We start from the raw sequence: 13600 nt of genomic DNA, 5'->3' as shown, positions 1-13600 counted from the left end.
GCAAGGTCGGCGTCGTATCATCTGTCGTCCCACCACGGCCAATCTCGCCAATACTTGGCAACACATCATCCGTCAAACCTAAAATCTTGACATCATCAGCTGAAGGCGCAACCGTATCAACCGTAAATTGCCATGGCGATGTAAATGGGCCTTTGTTACCCGCATCATCAACTGCACGCGCAGTAAATGTATGGCTTCCATCACTCAAATCGGAACCCGGTGTGAAGCTCCACGTACCATTTGATTGTACTTTAACTGTCGCAATCAGTTTGCCATTATCATAAATCTCAATGGAAGATGCATCTTTAGGATCCACAGTTCCCTTATACTCAGGACGTGCATCGTCTGTAGTCGTACCTTGGACAATTGTACCAACTTGCGTACCAACATCATCAATAAGATCCATTGCTTTTTCGTCGAGTGCTGCTGGCGGAACGGTATCAACCACAAGTTCAAATGGTGGCGTTGGTTTGCTTTCGTTTCCGGCTGGATCTGTTGATGTAATGGTAAAGCTATGCTGACCTTCTGTCAGATCTTTCGGTAGCTCAATTGACCACTTACCGTCTTTTCCGACGATAACATTTCCTACAACCTTGCCATCTTCGTCATAAATTTTGATCAGCGTATTCGGCTCTGCGGTACCAGAGAATGTTGGGGTTTTATCATTGGTAATCGCCCCCGCTTCAATATTACCGGAAATTGGTTCAACATTATCATATACCGTATCCAAAACAGGCATATTGGGTGCTACGGTATCAACGGTAAACGTTATTTTAGATTCATCACTGACATTGCCTGAACCATCTGTTTGCGTAATAACTACCGTATAAGTACCATCTTTCAATTCAGGCGGCGTATACGTCCACGTACCATCAGCATTGACCTTAACTGTTATTGGGTCATAACCTGGAATTTTGATGGTAATTGTGCCATTTGCTGCTGCACCAGCACCGTTAAATGTCGGAGTAGTATCATTGGTAAAGCCATTGTTCAGCAGAATACCAACATAAGGTTCCTTATCGTCGACAACCTGAAATTTTGGAGCATCCGGCTTAGCTGTAGGATGATAACTTTCACCATCGCTGCCACCTGAAAGCGCTGCGGCTATACCGCCAATGGCCGCAGCTCCACCAAGAATGCCTAGCAGAACAGCAGACGAATCTGTATCCTTGATCTCTTCGTAATAGACTTCAGGATCAATAATACCGTCGCCTTCCGCGCCAAGTGCATTACTGAAGTTGGTCAACCAATGTCCCGATTGATCAATGAAAACTAGATTATTGAAGTCAAGACCATTTGCAAAAAAATCGACGATCTTGATGACTTTTCCATTTTCAAACTCAATAACGAGTGTATTTCCATCACGGGAATAGTTGGAAATCGTACCTTTATCAGCAGAGATCAGGAAATTTGCCGGTTGATTGGGTGACTGCACAACCCCACCCGCGGCATTGACATTAATATTGACATGATTATTCAGAACCACTGACGAAGCCATTTATACGTCCCTTTTTTGTTTACCCCGCAGCACGAAAAGACGTCCCCCGCCATTCGAAACCACGTAATTTACACATAAGTTTTGAAGAAAAATTTCGTTACAGACAGCCCCTAAGGGGTTAGTGAAAACACTAAGCACCTTACCCAAAATTAGGCTGACGAAAAAAACGATGAATAGAACAAACAAGCAAAAAGCTTCTTTTATAGAGGCGCAACTACCCCTGATCCGCCACGTAACAACGGGCAAATTGCTACAGGTACATAGACCCGTCTCTAGCCCCCTACGCGCCCACGACCCGAAATTTAAACGGTGTAAGTCACACGTAAAAGTTGCGGGGGGGGGGGGGGGGGCCAAAACACCAAAAACCAACCCAAAAAACCACCCCCCCCCCCCCCCCCTCCCTTAATACTACAACGCACAAAAGCCAGCCCAAAGAGCCAGCTACATTCTACAAGAATGTCCACGTTTTTGCACATATATTACCCCAACTACTGCCAAGCTGAATAAATTCAGTTGACCATAAGTTACGGTCTAATCAATACATTTAGGCATGTCAATGTTTTTTTATGAATCACATTTCCATAATTTTAGATTAATATAAAAATATATTTATATTATAAATTATTTAAAAATAGTCAAAATTTATATATATTAATAAAAATATTTACTATATATTATTGTAAAATTTATAATATAATTTTTTAAATATATAGTACTATAATAAAATTGAATTTATTAAAAACAATTTCATCGCCACATCTCGCCTCCGCTAACAAAAGGTCATGGATTTATGCTATACGCATGAGAACAAAAATAATTCAGTTTCCAACGAAAGTCACTCGATGCTGAAAGAAAACATTTACGATCTTATGTCGTTTATTATTGTCGCGCGGGAAGGCAGTTTCACCAAGGCTGCCGCAAAGCTTGCTATATCCCAATCGGCGTTGAGCCACGCAATGCGTAATTTGGAAGAGCGGTTGGATATGCGCCTGCTCCGACGCACAACCCGATCAGTGTCCGCTACAGAAATTGGTGAACGGTTGATTGCACTTTATACGCCGCATCTTGAAGCGATGGAAAGTGAACTTCTTGCTTTGAGCCAGACGAGAGGACGACCTGCGGGAACAATCCGTATAACAGCGCCCGAATATGCCGCCAAAGCCATTCTATGGCCTGCTCTCAGGCCTCTGCTTGCCCAATATCCTGATATCTGCGTCGAGATCAATATCGATTACAGCCTTACTGATATTGTGGCGGAGCGGTTCGATGCCGGTGTACGACTTGGCGAACAAGTCGCAAAAGATATGATTGCAGTCAAGATAAGCGATAATGTGTCTATGGCAGCCGTCGCTTCTCCTCATTTTTTTGAAAATAAAGAAATTCCGCGAACTCCGCATGACCTTGTCAATTACAACTGTATTAATTTGCGCCTGCCCACCCATGGCGGCTTTTATGCTTGGGAATTTGAAGAAAATGGCCGTGAGATACGCGTGCGTGTCGACGGACAATTGAGCTTCAATACGATAGAACAAGCACTGGATGCGGCAGAAGCCGGTTTTGGCATTGCCTATGCTACCGCCGACGAAGTGGAAGAGCGGGTGAAAGCGGGCAAACTCATCCGCATATTGACCGAGTTCAGCCCGCCCTTCCCCGGTTACTACCTCTATTACCCTAGCCGTCGTCAGCATACACCAGCATTCGAACTGCTTATCGAGGCCTTACGTTTCAAAAAGTAGCGTTGTTTCAATTATTGCAGATATTGCTCATCCGTTACTTTTTCCAGCCAATCAACGGCTTTACCGTTGACGGCTTCGTTGATCGATATATGCGTCATAGCGGTTTTATCGGTTGCTCCGTGCCAATGTTTAACACCGGCTGGTGTCCAGATAATATCACCATTTTTGATATTTTTTTTAGGCTGCCCCCATTCTTGTACCCAACCGGCGCCCGACGTAACAATCAACAATTGCCCTGCCGGATGCGTATGCCAATCTGACCGAGCGCACGGTTCGAATGTGACAAAAGCTCCACTGAACGTTGATGGGCTGGTTGAGACAAACATATTGTCGAGACGAACCGTTCCAGTGAATGTTTTGTTGCCACCGGCAACAGATGGTTGGGTGCCATTTCGTGTAATGACCATATGCGGCTCGGCCACTGTCGATTGACTAAATGCCACGACTGGTGAAAACAGGAATAGTGAAAGAGCAGCTATTTTTAAACGTCTCATCGTGCATTCTCCTATTGAATAAGATAACCGCCATCAACGGCCAGATCGTGACCGATAACATTACTGGCAAACGGACTACTCAACCACAAAACCGCAGCAGCGATTTCGTCCGGTTGTCCAAGACGGCCAATCGGCAATTTAGCAAGCATCGCGTTTTTGGCCGCTTCATTGCCGTTTACAAGGTCGTCAACCATTGGTGTTTGTATAATTCCCGGAGAGACTGCATTAATGCGTATATTTCGTGCGGCATATTCTATCGCGGCCGTTTTTGTGAGACCATTTACAGCGTGTTTTGAAGCGATATAAACAGACTGTCCGGCAACACCGATATGTGCCCCGATCGACGAGCAATTGACAATCGTTCCGCCGCCCTTTTTTTCCATAGCCGAAATTTCATGCTTCATTGCACGCCAGATGCCTAGAAGATTAATATCAAGAACGCGCTTCCATTCAGCTTCATCTTGCTTTGCAATATTGTCTTGGCGGCACATGATACCGGCATTATTAAACGCACAATCAAGTTGTCCGTAGCGATCCATTGTTTGTCTGAGCGCATCTTCAATTTGTTTTTCATCCGCCACATCACATGCGATGCCAAAGGCGGTATATCCAGCGGTAACAAGCGTATCCATTGCGCGATCAAGATGCTCGTTTCCGTGAGCTGCAATGGCAACTTGTGCACCAGATTTTGCGAAAGCTTGCGCTGTTGCAAAACCGATACCCGTCGACCCGCCGGTGATGAACACAACTTTGTTTTTAAAACTTATTTCCATAATTTCACCCGTTTACTTATCGGGAACATTATAGAGACATTGATTGATGTTGATTATTCCTCATCGGCGGGAAGCGCCTATGAGCAAAATTCATAATATAGGCGGTGGCATATGACGCAGATTTTATCGGTGGAATTTGTAACGAAGCCAGACAAGTCCGTGACCAATGTTTTCCATATGCGTTAATTCCAACATTTGCCCTTCAGCCGGCAAAGAGTCATCTCCAGCGGCATAATCGAATAATGAGGCCGCACCTTTCAGACCATCAATTCCAGGATAAATAATTAGGCTCAGCGTATCAATCAAACCGGCTTTGAGAAACGCGCCGTTGACAATCCCACCGCCTTCCAAAACGATTTTTTTGATATGGAATGTCTCGTACAGACAGTTCATTGCTGTCGCCAAATCATGTCCATCAACACCCGCGAAGACATAAGATATGCCGACCTGGCGTAAATGCTGTAGATACGCGTCAGATACTCTCTCACTTAAAATCGTGATAATATTCGCATCGCCAATCCGATCTTGCGTATAACGAATGCGCCCGCGGGGGTCCAAGACGATGAAAGATCGCTTGCTTTCCCGGTTGCCAATAAAAACAACAGGATTTTGCGTTGCCGAAAGGCCGGTGGCATCAAACTCTTCTGGCATGTGATGGATATGTACGGTCTTGCGGCCAAGCATTTCAGCATCGACATCGAATTTTGCACTGATATCGTAATAGGGCATCGTCATCTGATCGATATCCATACCATCGAAGGGTTGCGACCAACGGTTTTCCGCGATTTTACCATCAACGGTTGTCATCATATGGCAAATTATCTTCGGATGCATCTAATCATCTCCAATGGTTAAATTTTCAAAAGCCGGATCAATAAACAGGATGACGGCAACTTCAGATTAAACCAAATCTATCCACCAAAACATCGTTTATTTGCGGACAGCGCTATGAACCAAATTCATCAAACGCAACATGAAATGGTATGTGTCATTTTCATAGCAATTTCTGCGGTACCCCGACTTGCTTCATACCTTGAAGTGTGTTTTTTCCAATATCAGCGGTGATTATATATTTCGTATCTAGAGTAAGTGAGCTTGATTAAATCCGACACGTCTCAGTAATTGACCGTCACCGTTACCGTATCAATATACACACCGGGTGTCGGTGTAGTTTGTGGTAGTACGCGGGCATAAACCGGAATCTTTTGCCCTATTCCATCCCCAACGCCATCGAGCGGCGTGTCTGTTCCCCAGGGTTGTTGGTAGGCCGCGTCCTTGAACAAACCATATTCGATATGCCTGTCACCATTTTTCATCCAACGTGCGTCCGCCGGCCTGCCATTGGTCTCGAGTGAGATTTGGTAAGGGGTATTAAGATCACAATTGACGGAAATTAAACCCTTCGCCGTTTTTACGTCTGACAAATTTGAATATGAACCGAAATCAATATCGTCCGCCTGCACATTGCATACTGTTTGCAAACTGGCTTTGACAACCATTGGAACATCGACATGACCACCGCCTGGATAGCAACCAAGTGATGACGTATTGTTACCTTTATAAGTAACGGCAATGGTGGAAACCGTTCGATATTCGCCAGCGGGCACTGATGTTTGTTTTGGCACCCAACCCGAGAGCGTCCGTTTGGTATATGTCGACCAGATTGTGCCGACACCTGTGGTAGGCTTGACCTCGACAGGAATAGATCCAAAAGATGCGGTATAACGAGCACCGACGCCAGAGCCGAATGCCGCATCGAGAATATAATATTGCAGTTTATATCCTAGCGCGGCACCACTGATACCGATCATGTAACGTATGCCGTTTTCGAAATGTCCGCCGCCAGGCTCAACAGAATAACAAGCAGCGATACGAGGAAAATAATCATCAACTGTCGCCCGACAGCGATAGCCCAGCGTGCCCGATGTATTTAATTCATCCCCATTGTAAGACGGGCCGAAATCAAGTGTGCCGGGTGACTCTGTTATTTCGCATTCAATTGCATAGGCTTTGGAGAACCCGCATGTTATGCAAAAAAGCAAGCTCGCTAAAAATAGGATATTTTTCATTTTTTTTCACCATTTTGCACAATACAGGGCAGCGTTGTAACACCGTTTTCGACGCCCGTTCGAATATGTTCCGGCACCTCTAAAAGGCAAGTTTCACCGGATAGTTCCGAAACAATGAAGCGGGAGGGCAACCTCAGCCCCTTCAGCGGAAGCAACGTTTGCCCGTCATATCCGACTTGAGCCAGTTCAGTGCTGTTTTGCTTGATACTTGCACCCACCGTGACAAAAGCTCCATCTGCTTTCTGCAACGAAATGAGTGCGCTTTCGCCTGCCTGTTCAATCGCGAATTGCGCGATAACAGCACTCCTGTAACCAGGCAGGACGCGCATTTGCGTAGATGTTACCATGGAATCCAACGGCATATTGTCAGCATTGATGCTGAGCTTGGTCGATTGAAACGAATTCAGGTCAGGTACAATGATTTTTCCGTCCCAGCCTGTTTTACCATAAGGCCGATTTTCCTTCTTCACCTCGATATTAGGAGCGCCGACATCCACAATCGCAAAAGAGTCGTCAATTTGGTTAGATGCGAAAACGCCGCCGCCGGCTGCAACAATCGCTCCCTCAACATTGGCGGTTAAGCGATAATCATTATCATTCTGTTCCACTGACCCTTCAACCCGCGCAAGTCTGCTGCGATAACTGCCATAGGCTGAACGCTGACTGCGTGAGCCTTCAACGTCCCGCAAACGCCAACCAGTGCTGCCGATTTCGCGTGTTTCAGATTTACGCAGTTCGGTTTGATAGGATGTGCCGTTATCATCACTGCTGATACCGGTAGACATCTGTATCCTGCTGCCCAATGATATACTCAAGCCAGCAAAGACGCCGAAACGTCCCCTATCTTCCATATCCTTATAACCGGTAATATACGCCTGCGTTCTTTCGCCAAAGCTGCGCGACGCTGAAAAACTAAGCAGTTTCGCCTTCTGTGCATCGGCATATTCGGTCTGGGTGAAACTAAAATTAAGCGTAGTTGGATCAATTTTCAGCGGCACCCCTACTGAAAGCTGATTCATCGTTTTAACCGGCTTGTCCGAACCGGAATAATAGTTGTCAGAAAAATAGAAATCGTCACCGTTTAAGGCCTGTTCGTCATTATGGTATCTTTCATTACGGGCGGTTGCAGAAGCCAGATCGTTATAATCACCAAAGGTTCGTTGCGTACGCGCGTTAAACCGAAGGTCCCATTTCTCAAGCTCTAATCCTACCGAAACCTGCTGGCCAACCTCTTCGTTAAACCGGCTTCCTGCACCCGAAATAGACATAACGCCTATAGGGCCAAGGCTGAAAACTGCGCCTATACCACCATTGTAAAAGTCCGCGGCGTATTCTGAATGGCCTTCCAAGGTCAATGCATTGCTCATGCCATAGCGCAAAGTAGCGGAGGCGGCAAAATCTTTGCCGTAATTTGCCGACTCGCTCCCGTAATAATAGCGCATGAAACCGCCTTCAGCGGAAAAGTCTATCAACCCTTCGGCCAACATGTCGATGCTGGCATAAAATGGTACTTCTGTAACCGACTCTCTTCCTAATGCATCCCGAACGACAAGCCGCGCATCATTGGCACCGGTTACAACCGGAAAATCGCTAATTCTATAGGGACCTGCCGGGAGATCTGCGGTGGAACGTTTGGCATTATTGACGTAAACATCTACAGAAGATGGAACGACCGCCGAGCCGGAAACCGACGGCAAAGGCATTGTAACCAGGTCAGAGCGGATCGAAAAATTACGTCTAATCTGTACCCCACCCATCCGGACCGAGCGCGTCCAGGGAAGACTACGAGTAACGTAATCGCCGACCGTATAAGAGGTCAGATGGTCCATATCCCAATATGACCATGCGCTGTCTAAACGCACGGTATCGGAATAATCGCCCGAGGCGAATCTGAGAACCTGATTGGATGATAACGTCCCATAACGGCCAAACACACGGCCGTCCAATTGCGCGGAAAGCCCCTGAAAAGCCCATAAATCAGAAAAATTGCTACTGCCTGAATCGGCATAAAGTGTGTAATTGACCAGACCGCCAAACTCAGAGGACGGCGTGGGGACATCTTCATCTATACTGTTCTTCTTATCGTAGCGTTCTTTCGCCTTTATACGTCGGTCAGGCATAAGATCTACTTGGGTTGGAACCAACGCAGACATGTCACTTGTATTAAAATCGATCGCCTGATTGGGGCCGTCATACACATAAGTTACATTTTTAAGCTTGGTGAGATCAATTAAACCGTCATCACCAGAATGAGAGGTTGCCGCTACGATTCCGACATCCTCAAGTTCGTCTGGCTTCGCAAATAAAACACCTTCTGTATTTTCATAAAACTCACCGATGAGTTTTTTATCCAGTCCGTTAATTCTAACTTCGAGGAATCTGGGTGCTTTATCGTCTTTCACAGGTGATATCACGTTATCTGGCGTATTGACAACGCCAAGCGCCGCCGGTCCAGGCTGAACCGGCGGAATAGCGTAAAATTCGTCTACTGACTGTCCATAGGCATCGCTGAATGAGCAGCAGATAGCCATAATCAAGACAAGCTTGGACGACGCCAAAAGTCGCAACGACCGCTTGGCAAACACCAGTTTAAAGTTCAAGACAAAACCTTTTTCATAGGCAGCGAGACAAAGCCCGACTGCGATGACGCATGTGTATTGATCGTTAGCGTTAAAAAGAACCAGCTACCGGATTTTTGTCGCCATCCATCGCCAAAATTCTATCAGGTTTTCCGCCACCCTTGGCGCGCACATAAAATTGCCCTGTCGAACCTGCCAAGGCATAACCAGCAAGGCCAGTCACCTGCCCTAAGACCGTTTGTCCGGCCATCAATTTGACTTGCGCCAATGCAATATGACGGTTTCCAACATTCTTTGCCGTCACAACATAACCACCCTTTTGGGCTGCAACAGACCAAATTATATTCGCAGCCTTTTCACCCTTGGGCGAAAAAAATGCTGGAAGGTTGTGACGCACAACAAATGATACGGCTTTACGTGAAGTGGCGCGCAATTTCGGATCTGGAAGTTGATCAACAACAACTCGATAGCTTTCTTCCGAAGAAATGGGCGTTTTTGCGGTACGAACAACACGAATAACGCTATCTGCGTGAGGTTTGAGGGTCATCATCGGAGGACTAACGGCGACGTCATTGGCGCGTGAGTAGATGTCGCGGCCGTTTTCTTGACGCCATTTGAATACACGCACCTGAACCATCATCGGCTTGTCGCCTGAATTGGTCATCCGCAATGTTCCGCTTGAAACGGGTGCTTGTGCATCAATTGATACAGGCGAAACACGCAACATTCCTATCGTCTGCGCTTGTGCAGCAAAGCTATAAGTGCAGATCAACATAAGGGGCAACAAAGCCATGCGATAAAATTTACTCAAAACGCAATTCCCTTTCGTAACATTTTGGCCTGCATCGGATACCGGTGCAGGCCGACATGATTAATATTCCAGTGTCACGGTCACAGCATCGGAATAGACGCCGGCAACTACTGGCTGACTGCCAGCAACAATACCGTAGACGGAGTAGTCCTGATTTTGACCATTACCGACGCCAGTTTTCCAGTTGGCTTCGGTATCACCCCATACAGATTGGCCATCAGCCGCGGTATAAAGGTTGTAGTTCAATGTCGATGTTCCGTTCAGCATCTTACGCGTGCTGACATCGGTACCGTTTTGCCCTTTATCGAGCTTCAATTTGTATGCAGTCTTATCAGTGCATGCGACGGTGATTTTCCCCTCACCACTGATACTATCCGTAACAACGGCATGAGTACCAAAATCGATCCCATCGACGGACTGCAAATCGCAGCCGTTTTCGATGGTCAATTTGACGTCAAAAGTGTCGGTAACAGGGCTCGCTGCAAAAGCATTGCCTGCCAATATAAGACAGGCGCCAGCAAGCAACGAACGTCCATAGAATGAACAACGCATTATTTTCTCCTAAATGCTTTGATGGAAGTGCGATGGCTAACAGCGCTCGGCAGCGAGCACAACAAAACAACGACAAAAGAGACGTATAAAATTGATTTAACGCAAAAATGCGCACGCTTCATGGCGTTAAATGTATCAAAACGATACATACAATGTGTTTATGCATATGGAGTAATGTTGACGCCAATATAATTCGGCGGAACTGTCCCAAATAGGGCCAGGTGCTATTCATATCTGCGTTCAAACTCGACTTGGCTTTTGTTCCGAAAAACGCCGAAGCAAAAGAGACAAGCGGTTAAAAGACAAAAAAAGTCAACCCGAGAAGGAAAATAGCCAAGGCAAATAGCCATTCAATATAGGGAAGGATGCGCATGCGTTTCGTCATCTTCCCCTCGAGCTGATCAGTCAACTGTTTGGCTTTGACCGCAAAAGCAGCCAACAAGGAAACCGTTATAAATGTGCCTAAGGCCATGAACATTACCGATGAAGACCCTATCCAGAACAAGCCATTGATCAAAGCAAAGCTCATAATGAAAACCGCACCGGTGCAAGGGCGGATGCCAACGGAAATGACGGCGATTGCAGCTTGCTTCCAATCGAGCTTATGGTCGACAATATCCGCTGAAAATATGTGCGACTGGCCGCAAACGTCGCAATGACGGCCGTTGCCACTAAGACCGTGCCGATAAGCGTCTTTATCCAAGCTTTGTTTCAAATCTTTGGTGTTTTCCATAGCTTGGTCGGCGGAACCCGAAAAAAGCTGATCCATCGGACTTGAAGCAGACGCTTCCTCAAAAATTTTGCGTTCCCTATGACGTTGCCAAAGTTTACGACTTTGGCGCCATAAAAGCATAGCACCCAGCAGCATAATCAATGCAAAGCTCGCCTTGGTCATCCAATCGGAGGCCTGTGTCAACCGCGCAGGTAGAAACAGATAGACCGCACCGACAATGGCGATAGCACTAAAGGCCTGAAGAAGCGAAGAAAAGAATGAAAGGAATATACCGCGCTTCAATGTTTCATTATTGGCAATCAGATAGGATGAAATAACCGCCTTGCCATGTCCGGGGCCGATGGCGTGCAAGATGCCATAGATAAACGAAACCGCGAGGAGTTTTAAACCTTCTGACGGATGATCATGCATACCGACAAGCCAGCCGCTTAAAAGCCGTTCAAACCGATGTTGCCAATATTGGACATAAAGAAGGAATTTCCCAAACATACCGGATGGCTGAACGACCCGTTCAGAAACACCGATACCAATGGATGATTGCGCATGAAGCTGTCCCACCTGCCATGCAAGCAAAATGATGATTGAAAGAAACAGGATAGAAGAGCGGTTCAGTCGCATTTTACCTCCAGACGCGTTGCCAACTGCCATGCAAAATCAAGGCTTCGCGTCGGGTCATTAAAAAAATCTTCCGTCTGCTGCGAGTAATCCTTGGAAAGAACCTCGTCGACATTCGGGCGGATAAATTGTGTTTTGCAAGTTGCTGGCAGACCGGAAACAGAAAAATTCTGGCTTTTGGGAAAATCAACGGCGACATAAAATGTCGGATCATAGAGTGAAAATTGGTAGCTGTGCCCTTTCTCTAACCGTAACTCTTCTTTAGGCGTTACAGTAAAAGAAAGCGTAAGCAACTTATTTTTCATTTCGGCTTTAATGATTGCCGGTGGATTTAGCCCGATAGTCTTCCCATCACGGATCACCGATTGGAAGAAGTCATATTCCGCCAAAGACTCCTTGATGGTTTTACCCACTTCCGCCAGCTCTTTTTCATCTAACTTCAGATCACCATTCTTATCGAAATCCAAAATGACCCCTGACGAAAACAACGGATCAAAAGACCATGTCTGCGTGAGGCGATCAATTTTCATCTTGTCATCTATAACAATGACAAGATGCGCATCCACAAAGATATGTGGATGCGCTGAAGCAGCAGAAATCATCGCGTTCGCTACTAGAATGTAGGACAAAGCCAAAAGCGAAAATGGTTTGCTGAACGAAATTTTTAAGCTTTCTTTCGGCATTATATGTTGCTTTCCCTTTTTGGCTGTTTCAACATTCTCGCTTTCATCTATATCAATCTAAAAAGCCTTTATGGCATAATTGCATGTGTAATAGTTTTTACATTGTGTTGCATCATGTCGATATAGGTTGAAGCCGGGCCATCCGCTTTTGACAGTGCGTCCGAATAAAGCTCACCTCCAACATGAAGGCCGCTTTCTTTGGAAATTTGATCCATGAGGCGGCGCGAAGAGATATTTTCGACGAAAAGTGCGGCCGCTTTATCGGCTTTAATTTGCTTGATCAGCGCAGCAACATCTGCAGCAGATGCTTCCGAGCTCGTCGAGACACCTTCAGGCGCCAAGAATGTCAGTCCATATTCATGGGCGAAATAACCGAATGCATCATGGGATGTGATAATGACCCGTTTATCAGCAGGCAACGCGCCAATTTTACTCTTAACCTCAGCATTGAGGGCGACAAGTTTTTCGCGATAGGCGTTGCCATTATTTTGATAATCGGCGCAGTTGTCCGCATCCTGTTTACAGAAGGCTTTGACGATATTGTCTACATAGATCATCGCATTATCAACGGATTGCCAAGCATGCGGATCGTAAATTCCGTGGTGATGATGTCCCTCTCCTTCGTGATCATGAGTGGCGTGATCGTGGCCGTGAGTGCCGTGGTCATGGCCTTTTTCATCATGATCTTCCTCTTCGGCCCTGATCGGTGTCACGCCATCCGACACGGTGAACACTGGCGCTTTCGTTCCGCTCGTTTCCACGAGCCGGTCGAGAAAACCTTCAAAATTCAGACCGTTGACCAATATGACATCCGCGTTTTTAATAAGCGCTGCATCGTCGGGCTTTGGCTCATAGGTATGGGCATCACCATCAGGGCCGACAAGCGGCTTTACCGATATGTGATCGCCACCGACATTTTTTGCCAGATCAGCGATAATGGAAAAGCTGGCAACGACTTTCAGCTCTTTTGCATGTGCGTTTGCAGCAATAATCGGCGATGCCAGAATAGAGGCACATAAAGCAAGATAATGAGGCAAGATCTTCATGGAATATCCTT

At 46.2% G+C, this 13600-nt stretch carries 13 protein-coding genes; 1 reads left to right on the top strand and 12 read right to left on the bottom strand.

Going from position 1 to position 13600, the window contains the following annotated elements; genetic code table 11:
* Positions 1-1498 (bottom strand): Ig-like domain-containing protein (locus tag ACYSNS_RS14030; protein WP_461723800.1); only part of this gene is annotated, 1498 nt, incomplete at its 3' end.
* Positions 1499-1800: 302 nt separating this feature from the next.
* Complete coding sequence (locus ACYSNS_RS14025; RefSeq protein WP_461723799.1) at positions 1801-1974, bottom strand: hypothetical protein; 174 nt, start codon at positions 1972-1974, stop codon at positions 1801-1803.
* A gap of 366 nt (positions 1975-2340) precedes the next feature.
* On the opposite strand from ACYSNS_RS14025, the gene ACYSNS_RS14020 reads away from it, so the two are divergent.
* Positions 2341-3234, top strand: a complete 894-nt coding sequence (locus ACYSNS_RS14020; protein WP_461723798.1) for a LysR family transcriptional regulator — start codon at positions 2341-2343, stop codon at positions 3232-3234.
* A gap of 11 nt (positions 3235-3245) precedes the next feature.
* Here ACYSNS_RS14020 and ACYSNS_RS14015 read toward each other — a convergent pair whose 3' ends face one another.
* The 10 genes from ACYSNS_RS14015 to ACYSNS_RS13970 all read right to left on the bottom strand — a co-directional run bounded on the left by ACYSNS_RS14015 (position 3246) and on the right by ACYSNS_RS13970 (position 13589).
* Complete coding sequence (locus tag ACYSNS_RS14015; RefSeq protein ID WP_461723797.1) at positions 3246-3728, bottom strand: (R)-mandelonitrile lyase; 483 nt, start codon at positions 3726-3728, stop codon at positions 3246-3248.
* Positions 3729-3739: 11 nt separating this feature from the next.
* Positions 3740-4501: an SDR family NAD(P)-dependent oxidoreductase gene (locus tag ACYSNS_RS14010; RefSeq protein WP_461723796.1), complete on the bottom strand. Its 762-nt coding sequence runs from the start codon at positions 4499-4501 to the stop codon at positions 3740-3742.
* Between the two features lie 123 nt (positions 4502-4624).
* Positions 4625-5335 (bottom strand): dihydrofolate reductase family protein, encoded by a 711-nt coding sequence (locus ACYSNS_RS14005; protein ID WP_461723795.1) that lies wholly within the window; start codon positions 5333-5335, stop codon positions 4625-4627.
* A 281-nt stretch (positions 5336-5616) separates the two neighbouring features.
* On the bottom strand, positions 5617-6570 hold the full coding sequence (locus ACYSNS_RS14000) for a Csu type fimbrial protein (RefSeq protein WP_461723794.1): 954 nt from the start codon (positions 6568-6570) through the stop codon (positions 5617-5619).
* Positions 6567-9170, bottom strand: coding sequence for a fimbria/pilus outer membrane usher protein (locus tag ACYSNS_RS13995; RefSeq protein WP_461723793.1), 2604 nt, complete (start codon positions 9168-9170; stop codon positions 6567-6569). Before ACYSNS_RS13995 ends, ACYSNS_RS14000 begins: the two co-directional genes overlap by 4 nt.
* 70 nt (positions 9171-9240) lie before the next feature.
* On the bottom strand, positions 9241-9960 hold the full coding sequence (locus ACYSNS_RS13990) for a fimbrial biogenesis chaperone (protein WP_461723792.1): 720 nt from the start codon (positions 9958-9960) through the stop codon (positions 9241-9243).
* Between the two features lie 60 nt (positions 9961-10020).
* Positions 10021-10512: a Csu type fimbrial protein gene (locus ACYSNS_RS13985; RefSeq protein WP_461723791.1), complete on the bottom strand. Its 492-nt coding sequence runs from the start codon at positions 10510-10512 to the stop codon at positions 10021-10023.
* 295 nt (positions 10513-10807) lie between these two features.
* A complete protein-coding gene (locus tag ACYSNS_RS13980) occupies positions 10808-11863 on the bottom strand; it encodes a nickel/cobalt transporter (RefSeq protein ID WP_461723790.1) in 1056 nt (351 codons plus the stop codon).
* Positions 11854-12543, bottom strand: a complete 690-nt coding sequence (locus ACYSNS_RS13975) for a DUF1007 family protein (protein ID WP_461723789.1) — start codon at positions 12541-12543, stop codon at positions 11854-11856. Before ACYSNS_RS13975 ends, ACYSNS_RS13980 begins: the two co-directional genes overlap by 10 nt.
* 68 nt (positions 12544-12611) lie before the next feature.
* The gene (locus tag ACYSNS_RS13970) at positions 12612-13589 is read right to left on the bottom strand and encodes a metal ABC transporter substrate-binding protein (protein ID WP_461723788.1); all 978 of its coding nucleotides are present in this window, start codon (positions 13587-13589) and stop codon (positions 12612-12614) included.
* Positions 13590-13600 lie beyond the last annotated feature (11 nt).

This window comes from Bartonella sp. LJL80, from assembly GCF_054871565.1.
The sequence above is the reverse complement of the archived record's forward strand: the minus strand, read 5'-3'. Positions and strand labels throughout refer to the sequence as shown.